This is a genomic window from Flavobacterium bernardetii, from assembly GCF_011305415.1.
Taxonomy (GTDB): domain Bacteria; phylum Bacteroidota; class Bacteroidia; order Flavobacteriales; family Flavobacteriaceae; genus Flavobacterium; species Flavobacterium bernardetii.
On the sequence record NZ_JAANOQ010000004.1, the window covers coordinates 144,625 to 170,125 of the forward strand.

Here is a 25,501-nt window from a genome sequence, read left to right on the forward strand (position 1 = left end):
AGAACTGCAAAGAAAATAAAAAAATCCTCAAATTAATAGTAATTTGAGGATTTTATATTTTTAAATAATTGAATTTTGATTAGCCTTTTAACCAAGCATTTTTAACAGCTTCTTTTGTTTTATCAGTAGCCATAAATCCAGCTTTTATTTCTTTAGGTAAAACAATTTTTCCAGTTAGAGTTAGGTCTTTACCATCTCTTTTTACTTTTACTGTAATGTTATCACCTTCTTTCCAAGATTCACTTGACATAATCAAATCGTAAATATTGTCTAAGTTATATTCTGTATTGTTAAAAGCTAACAAAGCATCGTTACCTTTAATTCCTAAGCTTGTCATAAAAACGTTATTACTAACATCTTCTAAAGCTTTAATTTGTTTCGTACTTTGATCAACAGTAATTAAAGGAATTCTTCCGTCTTTTAAGAAAGGATTTCCAGAAACTGAAGTTTTTGCTTTTATAACTCCCATTTTTGCGAAATACTCATCATAAGGAATTGGTGTTTCACCAGCCACATATTTAGTTAAGAATTCACCAATTTGAGGATAGGTAATTCTTGTGATAGTTGCGAATAAATCTTCATCATTAAACGGTTTGTTACTTCCGAATTCGTTAGATAAATCTTGCATTAAACTTAGAATTCCTCTTTGCCCGTTACTTAATTCTCTCATTTGAATGTCAATACACATCGCAATTAAAGCACCTTTTTGATATACGTTTAAGTATTGGTCTTTGTAAGGTTGTTGTAAAACGTTTTTACTCATTTTTGTAAAACTCATTTTATCGTTCATGGCATTTGCTTCATCAATTTTTCCAGCCATTCTTTTGTAGAAATCTTCTTCAGAAATTAAGCCCTGATTCACTTGGAAAAGGTTTGCGAAATATTCTGTAATTCCTTCATACATCCATAAATGTTCAGACATTTGAGGTTTGTTGAAATCGAAATAATGAATTTCTCTTGAATGTACACTTAAAGGTGTTACAATATGGAAAAATTCGTGAGAAATAACATCTTTTAATTGTTCTTTTAATGCTTCTAAAGGCATCATTTCTGGCATAACCATAGTGGTAGAAGTCATGTGTTCTAATGCGCCAAAACCTTTTGCGTCTTTAGTTTTCATGTCAGATAAATACAATAAAACAGTATATTTTTTGTTAGCATTAAATTTTCCTAGGAATTTTTTTTGCGCACGCATAAATTTTTCTGTTTCCTCAGTTAAATCAGCTGCTTTAAATTTTCCAGTTGGCGAATAAACACTAATTACAATATCCATCCCTTCCACATTAAACTGCGTATAATCTGGTTTAGAATACATCATTGGATGATCCACCAATTCTGCATATCTTGTAGCATTGTAAACGTCAATTTCATTACTTGGGTTCGTATCAATTAAAGATGTTGCTCCCCATAATGTTGCCGGATGCTTTACTTCAACAGTATAAGGAATTTCAGATTTTCCTTCAAAATAACCTATGAAACCATGTGTGTTTAACATGAAATTTTCTCCTGCTTTGATATTTGTTCCTGCTGGTGAGAAAATATCTTCGCTTTCGCCAAATCCTGCTCCGCCTTCTGTGTCGTAGGTGTCATTTACATTATACGTTACTTTGGCTAATTTTGTAGCATTGTAAATAGTATAAGAGTTTTCATCCATTTTTGCAATTTTCAATGGATTTCCTTTAGCATCAAAAGCTTTTACATTTTCTACAAATCTTCCATAATTATCTTCTGAATACGTTCCTGGAACAATTTTAGGGATGTTGAAAGTGGTAGTTTCTGTAGTTATTGTTGGATTTGTAATTGTAACTTTTACTTTATCGTCGATTACATTTACCAAATCGATACTTACGGCAACATTGTTTTTTGTTGTATTTGTTGCAGAAGTAACGTTTGAAGTTTTACAACTCATTAAGAAAATTGCGCAACTTAGTGTGATTAATACTTTTTTCATTTTGACTATTATTTTTTCAATTGATTAGTGTAAGGTTATTTAAAATTGTTACAAAAAAAATCCCGAATTTATTTTCGGGATTCATTTTTAATCTAATTTATTTTTAAAATAGTATTTACTATCTAAGTCGTCATCTTCAATATCATTTTGTTTCATCACTTTGGGTTTGGGTTTTCCAGCCGCAACTTTCTTTTTCCAAAGTTCAAAATTGTCTTTGGAAAGTTTTTTGCGCATAATTTCGGTAACTTCACTTTCCGTTAGGCCAAATTCTTCTTTAATTACTTCAAAAGGTTTTTTTTCCTCCTGAGCCATGCTGATTACGCGTTCTGTTTCTTCGTAACTTAGTTCAATCTTTTTACTTTTTCTCATTAGTGAAAAGCATAATTTATGGGTTATAATTTTTTGTTATCAAATGATGGACCAATATTAATAAAAAAAAATATTTTGTAGCCAAAAAATGTGTGTTTTTTTAAATAATTTTTCGAAAAGTCAGATTTATCCTCTGATTTTTAGGTTTTGATGCTTTCGGAATCTGATGTTTATAGTGAATTTGAGCTCCTTTTTTCATAACTAATAAACTTCCATGTTGTAAAGTTATAGATTGTTTGGCCTCTTTATTTGTGTTATGTTTGATTTGAAAGATACGTTCTTCACCCAAACTTAAAGAAGCAATAATAGGATCACGACCTAATTCCTTTTCATTGTCAGCATGCCAACCATTACTATCTTTTTCGTTTCGATATAAATTAAGTAACACAGTTGTGAAATTTTCATTTATAGTGTTTTCGATTTCCTCTTTAATGAAGGTCAAAGTACTGTTAAAATGATGTGGATGCATCACAATGTTAGAATAACCATAGGATTTTCCCTCGTTTCCGTATAAAGAAGTTAGTCTAGGTTGCAAAATTTTCTTACCGAAAATGGTAATTTCATCATGTTGCCAAGGTGTTTCATTTAGTAAAATTTCGAAAAATAAATCGGCTTTTTCCTTCGAGAAAAAATTCGGATAATAAATAAACTCGGCATCGGGTAAATTTAAAAGTATGGGTTCTTCGGGAAATAAATTAAACATAAAAAAAGCGATGAAAGTTTCACCGCTAATTTATTTATTATTTGTTAGATTATGATTTATCTTGAAGTAAATTTTTATAAATAAAACCAGCAACAATCGCTCCTAAAATAGGTGCTGCCCAAAATAACCAAACTTGTGAAAGTGGTTCTCCACCAGCAAACACTGCTTGAGATAAAGAACGTGCTGGGTTTACAGAAGTATTAGTAATCGGAATGCTAATTAAATGAATTAAGGTTAAGCCTAATCCAATGGCAACTCCAGCGAATTTTCCATTTGCTAATTTGTCTGTCGCGCCTAAAATGATCAATAAGAAAAATAGAGTTAGTACAAATTCTGCTGTAAAAGCAGCCGTCATGGAATAACCTTGAGGTGAAAAAGCATCAAAACCATTCGAAGCAAACGCACCAGCCTTAGTGTTATCAATTGCAAAGCCATCTTTTCCAGATAAAATAAAGAATAAAGTCCCTGCAGCAGCAATAGCACCTACACATTGTGAAAGGATATATGGTAAAATGTCTTTGGCTTCAAATCTTCCGCCAGCCCATAAACCTAAAGTTACAGCTGGATTAAAATGGCCACCAGAAATATGTCCAACTGCATAAGCCATGGTTAAAACCGTTAATCCAAATGCCAATGAAACACCTGCGAAACCAATGCCTAAATCGGGAATTCCGGCTGCAAATAAGGCGCTACCACAACCTCCAAAAACAAGCCAATACGTTCCGAAAAATTCTGCTAATAATTTTCTCATAGTAAATAGTTTAATTTTACAAAAATGTAAAATGGTTAGTAGTACTAAAATACTTAAAAAAATAACCAGAATTAATTCTTTGAAAATAAACTTATTAACAAGAAAAATTAGATTTTCTTTTTAGAAAAGTTAATGTTCATAATTACAATGGCCAATATAATTAACAAAATACCAAACCATTGCCAGATTACAACTTCTTCTTTTAAAATTAAATAAGCCATCATTACTGAAACAGGTAATTCTAATGAAGCTACAATACTTCCTAATCCTAATCCTGTTTTTGGGAAACCAGCGTTTAGTAACATTGGTGGAATTATAGTCCCGAAAAGTGCTAAAAATAAGCCATAATTTTTGAAAATATCAAGGTTTAAAGCTCCAACTTGTGTAAAAGCTGAGAAAGCAAATACAATTACTGCACCACCCAAAAGCATGTATAGACTTCTTTGTGCAGAAGAAATACCTAATGCGACTTTGTTAGCAGTAAACATAGTTGTAGTGAAAGAAGCAGCGGCTAAAATTCCCCAGAAAATGCCTCTCCAATCTAATTTGATGTTGAATTCATATAATTTAGTGGCTAAGAAAGTTCCAAAAAGCACAATAAGTACAGAAACTATTTTTTGTGTAGAAGGTAATTTTTTATCTAAAAACCATTCTAATAAAACGCCCATCCAAACGGTTTGCATTAATAAAACAATTGCAATTGAAACATCAATATATCGTACACATAAATAGTAAAATACACTTGTCATTCCTAATGAAGTACCAGCAATCATTAATTGAGTGATGTTTTTCGTACTGGCTTGAACTGCTTTTTCTTTGTTATTGAATTTTTGGAATAAATTAATGATTAACACACCAATTATTCCATATATAAACTGTGATGAAGTTACTTCAGCTGTTGTAAACCCATCTTTATAAGCCAATTTCACAAAAGTAGCTAACATTCCGTAGCTCGTTGCACCTAAGGCAACTAAAAAAACTCCTTTTAATATATCATTTCTCATCTTTCTCATTTTATAAAAAGCCGACAAAGATATGATATTAAATGTTTTTACATACTCAATATGTTTATAATAAAATAAATTAGTTATTTTTGTTTGTTCCTAAATACTCATTTGATATCATGTCAAAATCTAAAATTGAATCTAAAATAAATGAATTGTTAGCTTTAGCTCATGAAGTTAGAATTAATGATTTATCTAAAAGTATTGAACTTGGAGAAGAAGCCTTACAAATAAGTAGACAAGAAAACCTAATACCTTTAGTAGCTAAATGTTTAAGCCAGCTTTCTTTATACTGTATGATAACTGGTAAAATTGAAAAATCTACATCTTATTCAAATGAAGCATTAATTTACTACGAATCTTTAGGTGATGAAATGGGTGTAGCTAATGTAAAATATACCATAGCAGGAGTATATTACAAAACGAATAACTATCATCTGGGATTAATTTACTTTGTTGACGCTCTGAAAATTTTTAAAAAATATGATGATTATTTTAATCAATCAAGAGCAGAAAAATCTATTGGAACCATCTATGAGTACATTGGTGATGAAGTGAATGCCTATAGCTTTTATAAAAGAGCCGTCAGAAATGCAAAATTAATAAATGATAAAAATTTAGAATCCAATGTTTATAATAACCTCTCAGGTTTATTGTTAAAAGCAAAAAGATATAAATTTGCTATGGATTTAATTGAAAGATCTATCGCTTTTAAAATTGAATCAAATGATGTAAGAGGTTCTGCTTTTGCCTATTATGGAAAGGGCAAAGTATATCTAAAGTTAAATGATTTTGAAAATGCCTTTTATTATTTAAACCTTGCTTTGGAAATCCATGAAAAAATGGGTGATGTTATGGGTGTTTCAATGGTTTGTAATAAAATGGGACAACTTTATTATGATAATGATGATTATGATAATGCGCTTTTTTATGCAAATAAAGGATTGAAAATTGCAAAGTTTCAGAATATAACAATGATAAATATTAAGTTGTATAAATTGTTTTATCTGATTAATAAAAAATTGAATAATTCCGCTTTAGCTTTAGAATATTTAGAACTTTTCGATGAAGAAAAAGCAGGCGTGCTAAATTCTCAAACTATAAATGTTATTGAAAATTATGACTTGCTTTTAAAAATGAAAAAATTAGAGCAAGATGCCCAGTTGGAGAAAGAACGTCAAGAAATTTTAAATAAAAAAAATGAAGATGAATTAAATGCCATGCGTTCTCGACAGGATTTTTTGTCGGTTATGAGTCACGAAATTCGTACACCATTAAATGCCATAACCACTATTATCCCTTTACTAAACGAACAAGTTTCCGAAGAAGGCCAATCCTTAATTGAAAATTTAAAATTTGCTTCAAACAATTTAATTAATATAGTTAATGATGTTTTAAATTTTTCAAAATTAGATTCTGATAAAGAAAAATTATTATTTACACCTGTTTCTATTCCAAAAACAACTGCCAGTATTGTAAATATTTATAATAAAGTTGCTGTTGATAAAGGAATCTCCTTGTTACTGAATATTGATGTTGAGCTTAAAACTAATTATCTTTTAGACGAAACAAAATATACACAAGTGCTGAATAATTTAATTAGTAATGCTATTAAATTCACAGATAGAGGTAGTGTGAAATTAAATATTTCGAAAATTAAATCAGATGAAAAATTTGATTACCTTTTATTTGAAATTATTGATACAGGAGAAGGTATTAAACGTGAAAATTTAAAAGAAATTTTTGTTAGTTTTTCACAAATTAAACCAGTTTTAACTAGAAAGCAAGGTGGTACTGGATTAGGTTTAGCTATTGTAAAAAAAATATTGGAATTATTAAATAGTGAAATTAAAGTGAAGAGTCAAATTGGGATTGGATCAACTTTTTTCTTTAAATTAAAACTAGAAAGAACGGATTTAATACTACCAAGCTCAGAGCAAGATTTTACCAAACTAATTAACAAAGTGGTGTTGTTAGTTGAAGACACAGCTATAAATGCCATGTTAATGAAAAAATTATTGCAAAAATGGGGTGTTTTAGTGGATCATGTAGAAAATGGAAAACTAGCAGTTGACGCCGTTAAATTGAAAAAATATGATATTATTTTAATGGACATCCATATGCCCGAAATGAACGGATATGAAGCAACTAAAATAATAAAAACAACTGAAAACACGAATTCTAAAACACCAATATTAGCCTTAACTGCAGATACTTTAACGAAAGCAGAACAAGATAATGTTACCTATTTTAATGGGGTTCTTTGGAAACCTTTTGAAATTGATAAGCTTTATAATGCCTTAAATAGAGAATTAATTTAGATTAAAATAATCCTTCTAAATTTTTGTTTGAAATGCCGATTTGTGTTGGATTAAAATTAAGTTTAGATGCTAAAATTGAGGCATAAACACTTCTGAAATCAATTTCATGTTTTAAATCGCCATTATCTAAATCTGATAAATTTGGATTTTTACCTAAAACCTGACCTTTATTGTTTCCACCAATTATAAACATAGGCGCTGCTGTTCCATGATCTGTTCCGTTTCCGTTATCTTTTACGCGTCTACCAAATTCTGAAAATACAACTATTGTTACATTTTGTAACACGTTGACTTGTTTCAAATCAGAATAAAAACTAAAAACAGCATCGTTTAATTCCGTTAATTTATTTTTATGAATCGCTAATTGATTGTCATGTGTGTCAAATCCGTTCAAAGAAGTATAATATACTTTTGAGTTTAAATTCCCTTTTACTAATCGGGCAATCCATTCTAAATTTTTTCCTAAACCTGATTTTGGATAGGAGATTTCTGATTTAGAATTTACCAAAGCTTTTTGAATTTCTGTCGCACCTTCAGAAACAGAATTGGCAATTTTTCGCACAAAATCTAATTGCGGATTATTGGAAAGTTTTACCGTTTCTGTTTCCGCATTTGATTTGAATTTATTCGGATCTTTTACGGTAATGAAGTTAGGTTCAATGCCTTTTAACGCCAAATTGTCAATGCTGTCTAAATTAATTCCTGCAATTGGATTGTGTTCTTTGCATTGTAAATCTAAATATCTTCCCAGCCAACCTTCATTCATATATTTATTGGAATCTGAAGCCGTTTGCCAAATTTCCTGACTTCTAAAATGCGAACGATTCGGTTCCGGATAACCTACATTTTGAAGTACAGCTAAATGTCCGTTTTGTTGTATATTGGCAAAGTCTTTTAGGGCCGGATGAAAGGCCATTCCTTTGTATTTTCCAACAACTTCATTTTTAGATAACGCTATTTTTGGTCGTAATGCATAATACAAATCATTATCAAATGGGATGAACGTATTTAAACCATCATTTCCACCATTTAATTGAATAAAAACCACACATTGCTCGCCAGTAATTATTGAATTACTAGTTCCATACGCGTGTAAAAACTCAGGTAACACCAACAAACCGCCAGTGAAAGTTCCTGTTAACGATAAAAAATTTCTTCTGTTCATAGTCGTTAAATTAGTTGGTATTCTGGAGTTTTTGTAATGTAATTGAACAAACGTAAAACAGCTTTTTCCGCATTTTCATTCGACGCATCAAAATCGTATTTTAAAACTTGTTCCATATCTTTTTGTAGTTCTTCATTATTTTGAAATACCAATCGTTCTGTTAATTCGGAAATAATTTGTTTGTTGCTTCCTTTTTTAAAATCGATTCCCACTTTTATAGTTTTAATCATTTCTGAAGTTGCCATATCATTTCCTTTAAGCACTTTTCGGTTTAACATTCTTCCGTTACATAAAAAATCGGAGGCATTATGTCGTTGCAAAAATAATTGTGAAGTTAACCAGTTATTGCCACCATCCCAACCTTTTACATTGGGTTGATTGAATAAATCCATGCCTTGTTGCGTCAAAAATAAAGCTAAAACTTCTGTATTGATTTCAGTTATTTTCAATTCATTGGTCAATTGTAAAATATACACTAATGGATCTTTGATTTTACTTCCAGCAGTTTCTTTTGGATATTCTTCTGTGAAAATTTTCAGTAATAAAGGTTCTATTTCAAAATTTACTTTTCGAAAATAATCGCCATAATAAGTTACTAATTCTTCTTTCGGATTGTCGTAAATGAACCATTTTAGTATTTTTTTGGTAATTAAATACGGAATGGCTTTTTGTTCGAAAATAATATCTACTAAATCGTCCACTTTAAATTTACCAGTTTTCCCTAAATAAGTAATCGTATCGTTGTCTTCAAAAAAACTTCGGTATTGCCCTTCAGTTTCTCCTAATCCTAAACCTGCTAAAGCTTTGGCACCATTTTTAATATCGTTTTCTGTGTAATTGCCAATTCCTAAAGTGAAAAGTTCCAATAATTCCCGACTTAAATTTTCATTGATTTTGTCTTTACGATTATCAACATTATCTAAATACCGAACCATGGCATTGGTTTTCAGAATTTTCTTGGTTAATTCTTTGTAATTTCCGAAAGCATTTTCTCTTAAGATTTGATTGTGTTGATATATCCAATAATTTACTTTTACTTTCTGAACGGTAGAAACAAAATGATTGTGCCAAAAACAAGTCATTTTTTCTCTTAAAGGAAATTCGGAAACGATCATTTTATCTAACCACCAAGCTTTCATTTCTAAACTAGAAAGAAATTGTTTCTTTACAAGTTGTTTTTGTTCTTCAGAAGTGGCTCCTTTTATTTGTTGTCTAATTTCTTTTAATTCGGCTAATGATTTTGGATCATCTTTCAAAAAGGAAGGCATATTTTTTTCAAAAGAAGCTTTGATAGAATTTTTTATAAATACTTCAATTCCGCTTTTTTCTATTTGAAGCGCTTCTTTTCCAGAAAAGCCTAATCGTAACGACCAAAGATTTGAATTTCGCATAAGTTTCTGAATTTATATAAATTAGACACGAAAAACAGGTGAAGGTTTAATCAAGATTCAATTTTCTTCCATTAAGTCTTTTAAATGAACGCGTAAAGCATTTACTGAAATGCTAATTTCCCAGAATGAAATACCTAATGAAATAAGTAACGATAATAAACTCACTCCAAAAATATAAATCCCAAACGTTTCATAGTTTAAGAACAGTAAAAACATGGCAAAAACAGAAAGGAATAAACACATTACGCCGAAAAGTTGCATTAAACGTATCAGTGTAATTCGTTGGTTTAAGTTTTTTATTTCTATTAAGATGGATTTGTTTTGTTCTTGATCGTAATTCTTTTTTAAACTTCTCACAATTTGTGCAATGGTTAAAAAACGATTGGTGTAGGCTAATAAAATTAACGAAGTAGCAGAGAATAAGAGGGCAGGAGTTTCAATGGATAGATTCATTTTGTTTGAATTTAGTGGTGCAGAATTATAATGTTTAAAGATAATTGTTTTTAACGGAACTTTATTGTAACTTTTTTAAGAAATTTTGTACTAACAGAGTAATTCAATTTTAGGTTTTTATTTAATATTTATGAAAAAATTAGTTCAAGTTTTCTTATTCTCCTTGTGTTTGGCCTCTTTTGTACAAGCGCAAGATTCCACAAAAGTTAAAAATGAAAAAGCGCAAGCAGAAATTCAAAAAGATAATCAGATTGAAGAAGTCAAAATTGTCAAGCAAAATAAGGCAATCGAACACAAACCTGACCGAACTATTTTTAATATTTCAAATCAGTCACACCTAAATTCTGGAACTTTGATGGAAACCATCAAACAATTGCCAGGATTAATTGCCTCTGATGTTGCCGGAATGATGTATCAAGGTAAGCAGTTAGAAGTGTTTTTAGATGGTCGTCCCTTAAATATTTCAAGTAACGAATTGAATTCTTTTTTAGAAGGAATGCCTGCCAATTCTGTCGAAAGAATTGAAGTAATCACGCAGCCGGGAGCCGAATTTCCAGCGACTTCTGGTGGTGCGATTCTGAATATAATCACCAATAAAAACGCAAAAAAATATTTAAGTGCCACTTATACCAGCAGTTCTGCTTTTAATACATTTGATAAAACAAGATATAGAACTTACAACAGTGTGTTGTTAAATGCGAAAAACAAATACTTTGGTTGGCAATTAAATTTCGGACAAAATTATAGAGAAAATGCGCTTTGGACAGCGTTTTTAAACACCAATAATAAGGATATTTTATCAAAAACGGAAAGTGATAGAATTAATAGAAGTCAGTATTTAAAATCAGGTTTAACTTTTGATATTAATAAAAAAGACAGATTATTATTAAATTACGATGTCAATTATGCAAATAACAATAGTGAAACAGAAAGTTCCGGAGTAGGATTTACCACATTTGATAAAGGAAAATCGCATAATACAAGACAAGATGCCACAATAACATATCAGAAAAGATTTGATAATAAAAGTCAGAAACTAGATTTTGTTTTCAATTACAACAACAATAAAAACGATTTTAATTTGTCCTCGAATGTTTTAGGAAATACTGTTTTAGATAACTATTCGGATCAAAATTATTATAACGGAAAGTTCGATTATTCCCAAGGATTAAAAATCTTAGATGAAGGAAAAGTGAGTTTTGGTGCTTTGTACGAGAAATTACTTTTTGAAGCTAGGAACTTTAATACTACAAATTTAGAATACGAAAGAGTAACTGCTGCCACTTATTTAGAATTGCAAGCTAAGTACAATAAGTTCGATTTTATTTTAGGTTCACGAGCGGAAAATTATGAAATTGGAGGTAAAACACCAACTGCAGATTTAATACCATTCGAACAATTTAGATGGTTTCCGAACGCAACAGTTCAGTATAATATAACGCCACAGATTTTCTTTAATATGAATTATAATAAGAAAATTACCTTGCCGTCAACTTCGGCTTTAAATCCAAACAATACCACATATCAAAATCAAAATATCAGCACGGTTGGTAATCCAAATTTACAACCAACCATATTTAATAATTTTGAAGTCAAACTAAGCGCCTTTGATTACGCATATCTTGGTTATAGTTTAAGTAGCTCAAAAAATCAAGTTGTTCAGCAAGTGAGTTTGAATGGCAACTTGGTAGAAAACAGTAGTTTTAATGTTTCGGAAGTTAAAATTCATAATTTTACTTTTGCTTTTCCATTACCATATATGCTTTTTTCAAAGGGATTGAAAGAAACTATGAAATTTGATGTGAATCCAGATACACTTAATTTTATCTATTTTTATACCGGTTATCAATTGCATCAAATTCCGAATTTAGATACGAAAGGTTTTTGGAATTTCAACTTAATGTCGCAAATTTTATTGCCTAAAAAGATAAAGTTTGTAACGGAGTTTGGACTGATTACTTCAGGTGGAAATTATTTTTATTTTGTGGCAGATAAGCCTTTTAATAACTTTGTAGATGTGACTTTTAGCAAGAAATTCTTAAAAGATCAATTGACAGTTTCCATTTTTGGAGATGATATTTTTAATATGAACAGAAGTTATTTCCGACCAATTAATGAACCTTTATTGTCTTACAGTAAAAATGACACACGTAGATTTGGATTCACCATTAACTACAAATTGCCAACAAAAAACAAAGCAGCAAAAGTAGATCAAAACATGCTAAAAGATGAGAAAAAAGAAGAAGGCGGAACTGTTATAGGGAATTAAAAAAAAAAGCCATTTGTTGTAATAACAAATGGCTTTTTTAAATATACACAACTAATGAACTTTTATAAATTCACATTATAAGTTTGTCCGTTAGGATTATGATAATAAGTTGCTAAATTATCACAGTTATTGTTTCCGTAATCTAAAACACCGTCTAAAACAGTTCCTTGTAAATTCAATTTACCTTGAGAAATGTAATTACAAGCATATTTTTTGATTAAAGGTTCCACAATTGTAGATGTTAAAGTAGAACCGTTTGGTCTGTTTACAGTATGTGTACCTGAAATGACTTCGTAAATATTGTCACCTAATAATAGAGTAGAAACACCAGCAGTTTGTTTGACTGTTCTTGTACCAGAATGTGTAAATACGGCTCCGTTTGGTAAAGTAATTTTTCCATTCGTCAAGGTTCTTGTCCATTGAGGAATAGCAACATTTGTAGTTTCATTCGTATAAACAACTGTTCCTTCAATTTTTCTTAAATTCACATAATAATTACTTCTTTCAATGGTCATTGTTGAACCATTAGTCATCACATAACCAGAAAGTGTAATGGTTAATATCCCTGAACGAGTAATACCATTTTGAGTACAACCAGTTCCGAAATCTACCGTAAAAATTTTAGGAAAAACACCAGGTGTTGTATTGTTTACGGTTACTGTGGCACAAGCTGGAACAACGCTAGCTTCATTTGTAGTCTTGCTAGAATAACTAGAATTGTTACTTGCGATATCAATTCCTGAGTTAAAATCTAATTCACTTGTGAAATCTGCTGTCATATTTGCGCCAACCATTTCACTGTCAACATTTTCTGTAGATTTGTCATCTTCTTTCGTACATGAAATAAAAGAGACAAGAACTAATGCGAAAAAATACATTTTTAAGTTTTTCATAGTATTGGTTTTAAAGGGTTTAATAATAAGACAAGTAAAATCAGAAAAGGTTTAATCAATTTATTACATTATTTAAAAATAAAGATAATTTTTGTGCGCCAATTTCATTTAAATGATCAGCATCATGAAAATCTTCATCAGTAAATTTGTTAGAATTTAATAAATTTATGTACTTGCAATTTGAATTATCTTTCACTATTTCTGAAATGGTTTTAGTCGTTTTTTCTAACTGAATTTTATTTAAGTTTTGGTAATATGACTTATGAGTTGGTGTTGTTATGAAAACAATATTAATGTTGTTTTTTTTGCATAATGTGATAATTTCACGCAACGATTTCAAATTTTCATCATATAAATCAAAGTTTTTTGCCGTATGTTTTTTCGCAGTGAGTAATCCTTTAAAAGTTTTTCTGTCTTCTGAGTTGAAATTTGTTCCCCAACCTAAATCGGATGAGGTGATGAAAGATTTATTTAAAGCATAATGTTTAACCACTTTTTTTACATTCAATTTAATGTCGTTACTCAAAGATTCAAAATTATCAGTGAAGTGGTATTTGTTTTCGAAACCATAATATAAGATGTAATTTTTAATTCGCCATTTTTCTACATCAGTTTCTAGAGTTTCAAACATACTAAAATAGGAAATTGGAAGAATTACGGTTTTTAGATTTTTAAGTCTGGATTGGTAAGAATTTAAAAAATCATTATCTAAATCTAAAGTTTGTGAAACATAAGCGGCATTAAAGGTTTTTTTAGAAAAATATGCTGGATTGACGCCATAAAAAGTATGTGAACTTCCTAAAATTAAGGTATTGATTTCAGAGGCATTTTGGTCTAAATATTCTTTTTTTAATTGATAATCGTTAGGGATTTTACGAAGAGCAATTTCTAAAACCAAAAAGAAAAAGAGAATTGGAAAAATAATTTTTGATAAATGAAATAGGAATTTTTTCATTTTTTATTTCCAATTTTCTTTAGTTAGAGTATATGTTATGTGTGTTCTACCATTTTCTTCAACTAAGAAAGTTTCAGTATGTAAGGCGCCTAATTTCTCAACTGCTTTTTGCGAACGAAAATTCGTATCTCCAACATGGAAAATAATTTTCTCAACAAATTGAAAAGCATAATTAATCATCAAATTTTTTAAAGCACGATTATAAGGTGTTGCCCAATATTTTCTGGAGATAAAAGTATAGCCAATTGCGACTGATTTTTCAGCTTCATTAAGATCGTAAAAACGAGTAGAACCAATTGCTTTTTCCGTTTTTACATCAATAATTTTGAAAGCACTTTTTGATTCTATTGCGTTTTTGAAGAAATCTTGAAAAACCTCTTTTTTATAACGGTCTTTTTCAGGATGTTGTTCCCAAAGTAATTCGTCAGAAGCTATGGCGAATAATTCTCCAAAATCAGCTTCTATTAACGGTATAATTTGTAGCAATTCGTTTGCTATTGTAGGTTGAAGATTCATTATAGTTTTATATTTAATTTGTAAATTCTACTTAAACCATTTTCATATTTATTGATTTCTTTTTCTAATTCTTCCATAGTTTTGAAACCCAAATTTGAAACCGAATTTCGTTTACTTGTAAAGTATAAAGTTTCGGTTTTCGCATCATAAAACGGGCAATAATCCATTAATGTAGAATTTATTTCTGCGCCCATATTTTTTGCTTTTTCCCATTCGTTGTTTTTGTTTTTGTAGCTAATGTATAAATCGCCACTTCCTAAACCTTCCGTTCTGTTATAGCCTGTGAAAATTAAGAATTTTTCATCTGTAGATACGAAAGCATTAAATTCATAACCTGCAGAATTAATATTTAATCCTAAAGTTGTTGGTTCAGAATAGGTGTTGTTTTCCCATTTACTGAAAAAAATATCATCTTTTCCTAATGATTTCGTGCCATCTGAAGTGTAATAAATATTTCCAGATTTCGTTAACGATGGATAAAATTCATTATTTGTAGTATTCACTGGCGCACCTAAATTTTTCGGAGTTGACCAATCGCTTTTTAAATTTTGTCTTTCCACATACCAAATATCATAATCTTTTGGTTTAGTAATAGAATCGTGCAGTGGTCGGTTCGAAGAAAAATAAAGTTTCAATCCGTCCGAAGACAAAAAAGGTTCAATATCTCTAAACTTTCCAGTGAAATTAGTCAATTTTGGTTCGATCCATTTTTTATTTTCTTTTTTAGAAAACGCAATAACAGAAACTTCTTCATTGGTATTTTGAACCGTAAAATACACTTCATCTTGAGTTGAAGAAAGTGCTAAATCTCTAGTATTGATATACTTTTTCAAGAAATCGAAAGCAGGATAGGGTTTGGTTTGTGTTTGCGAAAATCCAATTACTGAAATAAATAATAAGATTAGATAGGAGTTCTTTTTCAACATTTTATCTCGATTTGATGTTTTTCTCGCAAAGCGAAATGATTTCAGTAATTCTATTTTGTCTGGTTTCAGTTCTTTTGGCTTGATTTAACCAATATAAATAGCTTTTTTTATAACTTTTACTGAAATTAGTATAGTTTTCCATTGCGACTGTATTCTTGTCAAATTCAGTTTGTAAATCTTCAGGAATTTCTAAATTTTCAACGGCGTCTAAACTTTCCCAAGAACCATTTTGCTTCGCAGTTTCAATTTTTTTTAAGCCAGTTTCGTGCATCAAATTATTAGCAATTAAGTCTTCAATATATTTTTTGTTGACCTTGCTCCACACGCTTTTGTCTTTTCTTGGTGTAAAGGTTTGTTTTCTGCGTTCTTCGTCTAATTTTCTAACTGTAGAATCAATCCAGCCATAGCAAATAGCCACTTTTACAGCTTCTTCCCAACGCATACTTTCAAATTCACTATCCACTCTATAGAAAATTAATTCCACAACAGTGTGATTATCATGATTTTCATGTAACCAATTACGCCATTCGTTATGGTTTTTAAAGTAGAGTAGTGGTTTGTTTGACATTTAAATATTTTTCTCAAATATAAAAAAAATCCTGTCAGAATGGAACAGGATTACTTTTTATAAAATCTAATTTGGACAACCCGTCAAAGAATTTATCCATTGACCAATTAAAGCGACGCCTTCATCATGAACAATTGTTCTTCCTAAAAAAGGCATTCTGTAATTTTGGTCATTCGTGGTCATTCTGTAATATAACAAGGATTGTGCTAAATTTCCTGGTCTTACAATTCTTCCTTCTATACCTGGAATGGTATGGTTTGGATTTACACAAACTCCCATATTTGTTTGGTTTGTAGTTTCTTTAAATTCTAATTTCAAATCAAAAAAATCAGCATAACCTCCAGGTTGATGACAATGTGCACAATTCGCATCAAAATAAGAGCGAACTCTAGTTTCTAAAGGTTTTGACGTGTCTTTGTAATTTACGACCGAATTGATATTATTTGGCGTATTGCTTTCTAAAATCCCTAAACTTTTCCATTTTGAAAGTTGATTATAGGTTCCATCTGCATAGTTATAATTCCCATTTAAGTTTTGAGGTTTAATTCCGATTGGTCTCTTAATGTTAGAAATAGTATGACATCCAGCACATTTTACTTCATTTGGAATGTCATAATTGATGGTTCTAGAAACGGAATTATTGTCAATCCATGTAATTTGTTTCGTGCTTCCATTTAAATCTAAGAAAGCTTCAGTTTGTTCGTCATTCCAAACATAATTGGCATAAATCCAACCGCTTGCTTTTCGAATCATAATTCGAGTTTCAATTATTTTTGTAGTGTTAGATGGCTGCACATTATTGTAATAAAAATTCTTTATTAAAGCGCCACCTACTGGTAACTCTAAAACGGAATAATCATTTACATATGTTGCTTTTAATCCAGTTGGAATCCAAACAAATCTTTTCTTTTCTGCATAATCTGTAAATAATTCGCTTTCTGGTTTGAAAGGAATCACGCCATAAACAGGTTTCTGATTTTTGATTTCACCTTCAAAAAAATTATAATCTGAAAGTTTTGGATAGGGAACTTGTGTTAAATCCATTATCACTGGAGATACTGGAATCGTTGCATATTCTTCACTTACGTCTTCTTTATTACAAGAAATTAAAGTTACTAAGGTTAATAAAATAGTTAATTTAAATAGTAGTTTCATTCGGTAAAATATTGATTTGCAATATAGTAAAAAAATCCTGATAGAATATAAAAATCTATCAGGATTAATTTGGTTTTAAATTATCTAATTATTGCAGAACAAGCCATTCTTCCACCTGCATTTCCAGTAGGTTGTGTTACGAAATCATCTGCATTTTGATGTACAATTAAACCTTTTCCTAATATGTCTTTGGTTTGATCTCCACAGCCAATACACCATTCATCTGTTTCTAAAGTAATTGTACCAAAACCATTTTTATCTGCTTCAAAATTTCCAATATCTCCTTTATGGCATTCGCCTGAACCCCATTTTCCATGATTTTTAAATGTTGGATTCCAATGTCCGCCTGCTGAAGCTGCATCTACGCTAGAGCAATCCGCTTTTTCATGAATGTGAATGGCGTGTGTTCCAGGAGTTAATCCAGAAATGTGGGCTTCAAATGTTACTTTGCCATTCTTTTCTTTAAAAGTCGCATAGCCAGAAACTTTACTTTTACTTTTTGGTTCTAAAATGAGTTTTAATTCGTTCCCAATTGTTTTTGTTGAGGGTTTACAACTATTCACGGCAACAAATAATGCTCCTAAATATATTAATACACTTTTCATAATATATCAATTAAAATTGAAGTTAAAGGTAATAAAAATTCCTGCAAGAGTTTTAAAATTCTTACAGGATTATTTGTGTTATTCTGAACTTGATTAACTTCGTTGAATCTTCAATTTCTGTATCTAGTTATTTTAGTGTTTCAAAACTTCTTTTTACAAAAGCGGTTAATTCTTCACCTTTTAATAAGCCTTGAGATAATTTTGCTAAGTCTAAAGCGTTTTTTACTAATTCTTTTTGTGCGTCATCTTTAGCTTGTAAAATGGAAGTTGCTAATTCTGAATTGGCATTTACCACTAAATTGTACATTTCTGGCATATTTCCCATTCCGAACATTCCACCGCCACCACTTTGACTCATTTCTTTCATACGACGCATAAATTCTGGTTGCGTAATAATAAATGGAGTCGCCTCGCTATCTAAAGATTCTAATTGTACTGAATATGCTTTAGGAATTACTGCTTCTAAAGATGTTTTTAAACTTTCTTTTTCGCTATCCGATAATTTAGAAATTTGAGTTTCTTCTTTATTGATTAATTTATCGATATGATCCGCATCAACACGAGCAAAAGTTAGGTTTTCATTATCTGCTTCTAATTTCTGAATTAAGTGAGAAACGATTGGCGAATCTAACAATAAAACTTCGTAACCTTTTTCTTTAGCAATGTCAATATAACTGTGTTGTGCCTCTTTATTAGACGCGTATAAAACAACAAGTTTTCCGTCTTTGTCTGTTTGTGAATCTTTTAAGTTTTCTTTTAATTCAGCTAACGTATAATGTTTGTTTTCAGTTGTTGGATACAAAACGAAATCACCAGCTTTTTCATAGAATTTTGGTTCAGAAAGCATTCCGTATTCTAAAACTATTTTAATATCGTTCCATTTTGCTTCGAAATCTTCACGGTTTTCATTGAATAATGCTTTCAATTTGTCAGCCACTTTTCGAGTAATGTAATTTGAAATTTTCTTCACATTACTATCAGCCTGTAAACCTGAACGAGAAACGTTTAAAGGAATATCTGGAGAATCCACCACACCTTTTAACATTAATAAAAATTCAGGAACAATTCCTTCTACATTATCCGTTACGAAAACCTGATTTTGGTACAATTGAATTTTGTCTTTCTGAATTTGTAAATCCGATCCTAATTTCGGGAAATATAAAATTCCTGTTAAGTTGAATGGATAATCAACATTTAAATGAATATTGAATAATGGCTCTTCAAATTGAGAAGGGTATAATTCGTGGTAAAATGATTTATAATCTTCCTCTTTTAATTCCGTTGGTTGTTTCATCCATGCTGGATTCGGATTATTGATGAAATTATCAACTTCAAGATATTCTGGTTTGTAATCGTCACCGGCATCTTCAGGTTTTGGTAAAGCTTCTTTTTTCGTTCCGAATTTAATCGGAATAGGCATGAATTTGTTGTATTTCGTAAGTAATTCACGAATTTTAAATTCTTCTAAAAATTCTAAGGAATCTTCTGCAATATGTAAAACAATTTCAGTTCCTCTGTCAGTTTTCGAATGAGGTTCTAAAGTAAATTCCGGACTTCCATCACAGGTCCAATGTGCTGCTGGTTCCTCTTTGAAAGATTTAGTGAAAATTTCCACTTTGGAAGCCACCATAAAAGCAGAGTAAAATCCTAAACCAAAATGACCAATAATTCCAGAATCTTTAGCTGATTCTTCGTATTTGTTTAGAAATTCTTCTGCTCCAGAAAAGGCTAATTGATTAATGTATTTTTCCACTTCGTCAGAAGTCATACCAATTCCTTGGTCGATAATGTGAAGTTTTTTTCCTTCTTTATCAATCTTAATTTCAATGATAGGATTGCCATATTCTGTTTTAGCTTCGCCAATGCTTGTAAGATGTTTTAACTTTAAAGTGGCATCGGTTCCGTTAGAAATTAATTCTCTCAAGAAAATTTCGTGATCACTATATAGAAATTTCTTGATTAAGGGAAATATGTTTTCAACCGAAACATTAATTTTTCCTGATGTCATAGTATTTGAGTTTTAAAATTATAGTTTGAAGTAGTCAAATTCAGTACCAAAAAAATAAATCTGACAAAATGACGTAGTACTAATTCTATAAATCTTATCGTTAATTCTATAAATGTATATTTTAAAATTATCAGTATATTTGTGTTATTATTAATGTAAAATTTAAAATTATTATGAAAAAACAGTTATTACTATTTGTATTTGCGATTTTTTTTGTTGCCTGTAAGCCTAAACAAACAGTAACGAACACTAAGCTAGACAACAAATCAGAAAGATTAATTAAGGGAGATTGGCAAGTTTCATCTGTAAGTTACGTAGGTTCAGATGTTTTTAAAGTTACTTCTTTTAATATTGCAGATGCAAAATGTTTTGAAGGAAGTCAATGGAATTTCGTTTCAAACAACAACACAGGAGAAATGGTGTTAAACAAAGCGAATTGTGTTACTTATGGTAGTCGTATTACTTGGTTTATAAACAAAGACGGAAATTTTGTTATGAAGTTTTTAACTGAAGGAGTAAAAGCTAAGCATACTGCTGGCGGTTATGTGTTAAGAATTGCTAATCAAACTGAAACTTCTTTTCAATTAATAGATAGAGCATCAGTTGGGAGTAATAGTGCAGAAATTGTATATCAATTTGATAAAATAAATAAATAATTTACATATGAAAAAGAAAATTGCAATCGGACTAAGTATATTAATATTAAGTTCTTCTGCACTTACAAGTTGTAAGGCAGTTCAAAATTCAAATAAAACTCAACGTGGTGCTGTAATTGGTGCTGCAGGTGGAGCTGTTTTAGGAGCTGTACTTGGAAATAACTTAGGTAAAGGTGGTAATGGTGCTTTAGGTGCTGTTATTGGTGGAGTTGTTGGTGGAGTTGCAGGAGGATTAATTGGAAGAAAAATGGATAAACAAGCTCGTGAAATCCAAGAGCAATTACCAGGTGCACAAGTAGAAAGAGTAGGAGAAGGAATTCGTTTAGTTTTAGGTGAAAATTCAGTGAGATTTGACTTTAATAAAGCGACATTAACATCAACTGCAAAAGCGAATTTAGATAAATTAGTTCCAGTTTTTAAAAATTATCCAGATACAGATATCAAAATTTACGGATATACTGATAGTAAAGGTGCAGATGAATATAATTTAAATTTATCTGAACAACGTGCAAATGCTGTGAAAAGTTATTTAGCGGGAAAAGGTTTGTCTAATTCTCGTTTCTCAATACTAGGAATGGGAGAAGCTGATCCAATTGACAATAATGAAACTGAAGCTGGAAGAGCTGGCAATAGAAGAGTTGAGTTTGCGATTTTAGCAAATGACAAAATGATTGAAGATGCTAAAAACGAATCTGGAAATTAAAAGTTAAAATTTCAAGCATAAAAAAAGAGGAACATTTGTTCCTCTTTTTTTATTTGTATAATCGTTAAATTTTTTATTTTCCAAATTTATAAGCGATACCAATAGTAGCATTATACATTAAACCAGTAAATGAATTGGCAGCATCACCATATGATAATTCACCATTAAAGAAATAGTGTTGTGATACATTTGCGATTGCAGAAAAATCTGCAGTTAAATAAAAATTTTCACCTATTTCGTATCTTGGAGTAATACCAACAACTATGTTTAATAAATGGTCTGTATTTTTATATTCATCAATATCTGAGTTTAATATAGATAAACCAGCACCACCGTGTGCTAAAATGTTAAACTTGTTATAGAAAGCACGTGAATTTGCTAAGTTACTAAGATTAACAACTCCTTGAGCTGTTACTCTTAAATTTGAAACTCCTGTTTTCTTTCCTCTTAAATCATTTTGAATAGAAAATTCATCCATTCCAAAATCAATTTTTGCTCCAATTGTTTCGTCAAAGTCATAACTTACACCTCCGCCAAAGTGAGTAAAGCCATTATAGCTAGGGTCGTATGAGCCGTTCATACCGTAATTCGCTTCAATTCCAAATTGTGCACTAGCAACAAAAGAACTAGATACTAATAGTAGGGTAAATATTTTTTTCATCATTTTAAGTAAATTTTTAATAATTTTGGGTGCTGCAAGATAAAAAAAATATATATATAAATAATGCTAAAAATAAACTTAAATAAATTTTCTTATTTAAATGAATCAATCCTTGAAAATATTGACTTTGAAGTAGAAAAAGGCGCACAATTATCACTAATTGGTGAAAGCGGTTGTGGAAAAAGTTCATTATTAAAAATTATTTACGGCCTTTTAGATTGCGATAACGGAACGTTCTTTTGGAATGATGTTCAGATTTTAGGTCCGAAATTTCATTTAGTTCCAGGAATGTCTTTCATGAAATATTTGGCGCAAGATTTCGATTTGATGCCTTTTATAACTGTTGGAGAAAATGTGGGTAAATTTTTATCGAATTTTTATCCGAAAAAAAAACAAGATCGTATTGATGAATTATTAGATTTGGTTGAAATGTCTGAATTTAAACATGTTAAAGCGAAATTTTTGAGTGGTGGACAAATGCAACGCGTAGCATTGGCAAGAGTTTTAGCTCAAGAACCCGAAGTGTTACTTTTAGATGAACCTTTTTCACACATTGATAATTTTAGAAAGAACGATTTAAGACGTAAAATATTTACTTATTTAAAAGAAAAACAGATTACTACAATAGTTGCCAGTCATGATATTAATGATGTTTTGTCTTTTTCAGATGAAGTTCTCGTTTTAAAAAACAAAACAATTTTAGAAAAAGCTACGCCGAAAGAATTATATTTTCATCCAAAACATAAATATACAGCAGCTTTGTTTGGCGAGGTAAATGAAATTGAAATAGATGGAAAAGTTCAGTTAGTTTATCCAAATCAATTTCATGTTGTAGAAAAGTCAAATTTTAAAGTTGAGGTGTTAACTTCTTATTTTAAAGGAAAATGTTTTTTAATTGAAGCTAAATTGGAAAATCAAATTCTCTTTTTTGAAAATGAAAAAGAAATTCCAAAAGCAACACTAGTTTACTTAAAAAAAATAGACTTGTAAATTTTTACAAGTCTATTTTCTATTTCTATTTTAGTTTTTCAAATACTTTTCTAAGAACTGATCTTGTTCCCATAATAAGTGTAAAATATTATCTTTAGCTGCATAACCATGACTTTCTTTCGGAAGTAAAACCAATCTCACTGGCGCGCCTAAGCCTTTTAAAGCTTGGAAATAACGCTCAGATTGTAAAGTAAAAGTTCCAGGATTATTATCAGCATCACCGTGAACTAATAATAAAGGCGTTTTCATTTTGTCAGCTGTGTTAAAAGGCGACATACCTGCATAAATTTCCGGAACATCCCAAAAATTACGTTGCTCACTTTGGAATCCAAATGGTGTTAATGTTCTGTTGTAAGCGCCACTTCTAGCAATTCCACACGCAAATAAATTAGAATGAGTTAATAAATTGGCTGTCATAAAAGCTCCATAACTGTGTCCGCCAACGGCTACTTTTTTTCTATTGATAAAACCTAATTTGTCCACCGCATCAATTGCTGCTTCAGCATTAGAAACCAATTGTGGGATAAATGTATCGTTAGGTTCCGTTTTGTCTTCACCAATAATTGGGAAAGAAGCGTCGTCTAAAACCGCATACCCTTTTGTTACCCAATATACAAATGAACCATAGTTTGGAAAGGTAAATTCATTTGGATTTTTATCATTTTGTCCTGCCGAGTTTTTATCTTTAAATTCTGCTGGATATGCCCAAATTAATAAAGGTAATTTTTCTTTTTTCGCAGCTCTGTCATAATTCGCAGGTAAATATAAAGTTCCAGAAAGTTCTACACCATCTTTTCTTTTGTACTTAATTACTTCTTTATAAACATTTTTAATACTTGTGAACGGATTCGCGAAAGCCGTAATTTGTGTTAAACTATTTTTCGATTTGATGTTTCTCATGAAATAGTTTGGATACTCATTTTTCGATTGAATCATCACTAAAACTTCACCTTTCTTGAAATCTTCGACAGACAATAAATCTTCTTTTTTATCAGTATATGTAGAAGTGTAAAGACGTTTAGTTTTTTGTGTTTTTAAATTGAATTCATCAATAAATGGGAATTGTCCGTTTTTAGTGAAACCATTTCCAATTAAGTAGACATTGTCATTTTCAATAGCTAAAACATATTTGTTGAATTCATTTCTTTTCGTTTCAAAATCTCCTGGATCTGAATAAATATCTTGTGAATTTCTATCTGAAATAATTTTTGCTTCTGCAGAAACATTAGATGGATTTACTAAATACGTTTTTGCATTTCTAGTGTCGTACCAACTGTCGTAAACAATAGCGTAATTGTCATTTCCCCACATAATTCCACCAAATCGTTGCTTTGTTTTGAAGAAAGAAGTGGCTGTGTTTGTAAAAGGAGCTTCCCAAACAAAAATTTCATCTCTATAAGGCACTTCTTTAGCTTGATCACCTTCGTCTAATGCTTCTACATAAAATAAAGACGCAGGTTTGTCTGAACGCCAACTCATACTTCTTTTTCCTTTTCTTACCGAAGAAAAACCTTTTGGCATAATTTCATTCAACGCCACTTCGTTTACGATTTTAATTTCTTTTCCAAAAGCATCATAAACAATGGATTTTTGAGGAAATCTACTTAATGGAACAATGTATGAAAAGGGTTTTTGAATAGTAGTTAACATTAAATATTTTCCATCAGGAGAAAAACTTTCGCCAGCATAAATATCAGCAGCTTTAAATAATTCCGTTTTTCCAGAGATTGAAATTTTATATAATTCTGAAGTCACTAACGATTCGAAATTTGCTTCATCTGTTTTGTTTTTTAATAAATCTTGAAATGTTCTGTTTTGTGATTTTGAACCATCAGCAGTAGAAACAGTTGGTCCTTTTGGTAAATTTTTTTTCTCGTCAATTAATGGTTTTTTATTTTTTGGTAACACTTTCACCAATAACGTTTCGTTGTCAATCATCCAATTGAACGGACTTCCTAAATTCGCATTCAAATTATCAGAAGTAATTTTGGTTGCTGTTGCCGAAACCACATCAATAATCCATAATTCCACTCCAGAATTTGTAGTATTTGTAAACGCAATTTTCTTTTCGTTTGGCGACCAACTTACATTAGTAATTCTAACATTTTCAGGTAAACCTTTAACTTGAATTTCGTTTTTGTCTTTTACTTTTCTTAATTTCAAATTATTAATATAAGTAACTGTGCTCGAGATGTTTGTAGTAGGATTTATTCGTAAACCACCTAAACGCATTTCTTCTTGGTTTAAATCGTCAAGTGTTTTATAGGTGTTTCTGTAACTCAACAACATGTATTCTTTTTTCGAATCCATATTTACAGAAGGCGCTCTTTGGTAATCGGCAAGTTCTAAAATTTCTTTAGAAGGCTTTTGATATGTGACGTTTTCTTGAGCTGTAGCGGCCGAAAAACCCATACCTAAAAACAAGAATGTAAACAGTTTTTTCATTATAATTTGAAGTTAGTATTTGAGCCACTAAATTAAGGTTAAA

23 protein-coding genes are annotated in these 25,501 nt (G+C 30.4%); 5 read left to right on the forward strand and 18 right to left on the reverse strand.

The features are described from left to right. Window positions 1-79: 79 nt before the first annotated feature. The 5 genes from G6N05_RS09170 to G6N05_RS09190 all read right to left on the reverse strand — a co-directional run bounded on the left by G6N05_RS09170 (window position 80) and on the right by G6N05_RS09190 (window position 4,778). Window positions 80-1,951 carry a M61 family metallopeptidase gene (locus G6N05_RS09170; RefSeq protein ID WP_166127376.1) on the reverse strand — a complete coding sequence of 624 codons (1,872 nt, stop codon included), beginning with the start codon at window positions 1,949-1,951 and terminating at the stop codon, window positions 80-82. Window positions 1,952-2,038: 87 nt separating this feature from the next. Further along, the gene (locus tag G6N05_RS09175; protein ID WP_166127378.1) at window positions 2,039-2,320 is read right to left on the reverse strand and encodes a TIGR03643 family protein; all 282 of its coding nucleotides are present in this window, start codon (window positions 2,318-2,320) and stop codon (window positions 2,039-2,041) included. A gap of 100 nt (window positions 2,321-2,420) precedes the next feature. Beyond that, window positions 2,421-3,023 carry an alpha-ketoglutarate-dependent dioxygenase AlkB family protein gene (locus tag G6N05_RS09180; protein WP_166127380.1) on the reverse strand — a complete coding sequence of 201 codons (603 nt, stop codon included), beginning with the start codon at window positions 3,021-3,023 and terminating at the stop codon, window positions 2,421-2,423. A 49-nt stretch (window positions 3,024-3,072) separates the two neighbouring features. Next, window positions 3,073-3,774: an aquaporin Z gene (gene aqpZ, locus G6N05_RS09185; protein WP_166127384.1), complete on the reverse strand. Its 702-nt coding sequence runs from the start codon at window positions 3,772-3,774 to the stop codon at window positions 3,073-3,075. A gap of 107 nt (window positions 3,775-3,881) precedes the next feature. Continuing rightward, window positions 3,882-4,778, reverse strand: coding sequence for an EamA family transporter (locus tag G6N05_RS09190; RefSeq protein ID WP_166127388.1), 897 nt, complete (start codon window positions 4,776-4,778; stop codon window positions 3,882-3,884). A 119-nt stretch (window positions 4,779-4,897) separates the two neighbouring features. Between G6N05_RS09190 and G6N05_RS09195 the strand changes: the two genes are divergently transcribed. Beyond that, the gene (locus G6N05_RS09195; RefSeq protein ID WP_166127391.1) at window positions 4,898-7,099 is read left to right on the forward strand and encodes a tetratricopeptide repeat-containing hybrid sensor histidine kinase/response regulator; all 2,202 of its coding nucleotides are present in this window, start codon (window positions 4,898-4,900) and stop codon (window positions 7,097-7,099) included. A gap of 1 nt (window position 7,100) precedes the next feature. On the opposite strand, the gene G6N05_RS09200 is transcribed toward G6N05_RS09195, so the two are convergent. The 3 genes from G6N05_RS09200 to G6N05_RS09210 are packed head-to-tail and all read right to left on the reverse strand — an operon-like array spanning window position 7,101 to window position 10,108. Then, window positions 7,101-8,264 (reverse strand): DUF1501 domain-containing protein, encoded by a 1,164-nt coding sequence (locus G6N05_RS09200; protein WP_166127395.1) that lies wholly within the window; start codon window positions 8,262-8,264, stop codon window positions 7,101-7,103. Between the two features lie 5 nt (window positions 8,265-8,269). Continuing rightward, window positions 8,270-9,655 (reverse strand): DUF1800 domain-containing protein, encoded by a 1,386-nt coding sequence (locus G6N05_RS09205; protein ID WP_166127399.1) that lies wholly within the window; start codon window positions 9,653-9,655, stop codon window positions 8,270-8,272. Window positions 9,656-9,712: 57 nt separating this feature from the next. Continuing rightward, complete coding sequence (locus G6N05_RS09210) at window positions 9,713-10,108, reverse strand: DUF2721 domain-containing protein (protein ID WP_166127403.1); 396 nt, start codon at window positions 10,106-10,108, stop codon at window positions 9,713-9,715. A gap of 130 nt (window positions 10,109-10,238) precedes the next feature. Between G6N05_RS09210 and G6N05_RS09215 the strand changes: the two genes are divergently transcribed. Beyond that, window positions 10,239-12,377: a TonB-dependent receptor domain-containing protein gene (locus G6N05_RS09215; RefSeq protein WP_166127408.1), complete on the forward strand. Its 2,139-nt coding sequence runs from the start codon at window positions 10,239-10,241 to the stop codon at window positions 12,375-12,377. A gap of 62 nt (window positions 12,378-12,439) precedes the next feature. Here G6N05_RS09215 and G6N05_RS09220 read toward each other — a convergent pair whose 3' ends face one another. The 8 genes from G6N05_RS09220 to htpG all read right to left on the reverse strand — a co-directional run bounded on the left by G6N05_RS09220 (window position 12,440) and on the right by htpG (window position 20,003). Continuing rightward, entirely contained in the window at window positions 12,440-13,270 is an 831-nt protein-coding gene (locus G6N05_RS09220; RefSeq protein WP_166127412.1) for a hypothetical protein, read from the reverse strand. Between the two features lie 55 nt (window positions 13,271-13,325). Further along, entirely contained in the window at window positions 13,326-14,225 is a 900-nt protein-coding gene (locus G6N05_RS09225; protein WP_166127415.1) for a hypothetical protein, read from the reverse strand. A gap of 3 nt (window positions 14,226-14,228) precedes the next feature. Continuing rightward, window positions 14,229-14,741 carry a GNAT family N-acetyltransferase gene (locus tag G6N05_RS09230; protein ID WP_166127418.1) on the reverse strand — a complete coding sequence of 171 codons (513 nt, stop codon included), beginning with the start codon at window positions 14,739-14,741 and terminating at the stop codon, window positions 14,229-14,231. Next, window positions 14,741-15,667: a TolB-like translocation protein gene (locus tag G6N05_RS09235; protein ID WP_166127425.1), complete on the reverse strand. Its 927-nt coding sequence runs from the start codon at window positions 15,665-15,667 to the stop codon at window positions 14,741-14,743. The genes G6N05_RS09230 and G6N05_RS09235 overlap by 1 nt, the downstream gene beginning before the upstream one ends. A gap of 1 nt (window position 15,668) precedes the next feature. Then, entirely contained in the window at window positions 15,669-16,235 is a 567-nt protein-coding gene (locus G6N05_RS09240; RefSeq protein WP_166127437.1) for a YdeI/OmpD-associated family protein, read from the reverse strand. A gap of 66 nt (window positions 16,236-16,301) precedes the next feature. Next, window positions 16,302-17,390: an SO2930 family diheme c-type cytochrome gene (locus G6N05_RS09245; protein ID WP_166127439.1), complete on the reverse strand. Its 1,089-nt coding sequence runs from the start codon at window positions 17,388-17,390 to the stop codon at window positions 16,302-16,304. A gap of 80 nt (window positions 17,391-17,470) precedes the next feature. Continuing rightward, on the reverse strand, window positions 17,471-17,995 hold the full coding sequence (locus tag G6N05_RS09250; protein WP_166127441.1) for a superoxide dismutase family protein: 525 nt from the start codon (window positions 17,993-17,995) through the stop codon (window positions 17,471-17,473). Between the two features lie 127 nt (window positions 17,996-18,122). After that, on the reverse strand, window positions 18,123-20,003 hold the full coding sequence (gene htpG / locus G6N05_RS09255; protein ID WP_166127444.1) for a molecular chaperone HtpG: 1,881 nt from the start codon (window positions 20,001-20,003) through the stop codon (window positions 18,123-18,125). A 173-nt stretch (window positions 20,004-20,176) separates the two neighbouring features. Here htpG and G6N05_RS09260 point away from each other — a divergent pair, with 173 nt between their 5' ends. Together G6N05_RS09260 and G6N05_RS09265 are read left to right on the forward strand one after the other, a co-directional pair. Next, window positions 20,177-20,659 (forward strand): lipocalin family protein, encoded by a 483-nt coding sequence (locus tag G6N05_RS09260; RefSeq protein WP_166127446.1) that lies wholly within the window; start codon window positions 20,177-20,179, stop codon window positions 20,657-20,659. 7 nt (window positions 20,660-20,666) lie between these two features. Next, window positions 20,667-21,362 carry an OmpA family protein gene (locus tag G6N05_RS09265; protein WP_166127449.1) on the forward strand — a complete coding sequence of 232 codons (696 nt, stop codon included), beginning with the start codon at window positions 20,667-20,669 and terminating at the stop codon, window positions 21,360-21,362. 73 nt (window positions 21,363-21,435) lie between these two features. Here G6N05_RS09265 and G6N05_RS09270 read toward each other — a convergent pair whose 3' ends face one another. Beyond that, a complete protein-coding gene (locus G6N05_RS09270; RefSeq protein WP_166127452.1) occupies window positions 21,436-22,026 on the reverse strand; it encodes a hypothetical protein in 591 nt (196 codons plus the stop codon). Window positions 22,027-22,086: 60 nt separating this feature from the next. On the opposite strand from G6N05_RS09270, the gene G6N05_RS09275 reads away from it, so the two are divergent. After that, entirely contained in the window at window positions 22,087-23,013 is a 927-nt protein-coding gene (locus G6N05_RS09275; RefSeq protein ID WP_166127456.1) for an ABC transporter ATP-binding protein, read from the forward strand. A 30-nt stretch (window positions 23,014-23,043) separates the two neighbouring features. On the opposite strand, the gene G6N05_RS09280 is transcribed toward G6N05_RS09275, so the two are convergent. Beyond that, window positions 23,044-25,458 (reverse strand): S9 family peptidase, encoded by a 2,415-nt coding sequence (locus tag G6N05_RS09280; RefSeq protein ID WP_166127460.1) that lies wholly within the window; start codon window positions 25,456-25,458, stop codon window positions 23,044-23,046. Window positions 25,459-25,501: the final 43 nt, after the last annotated feature.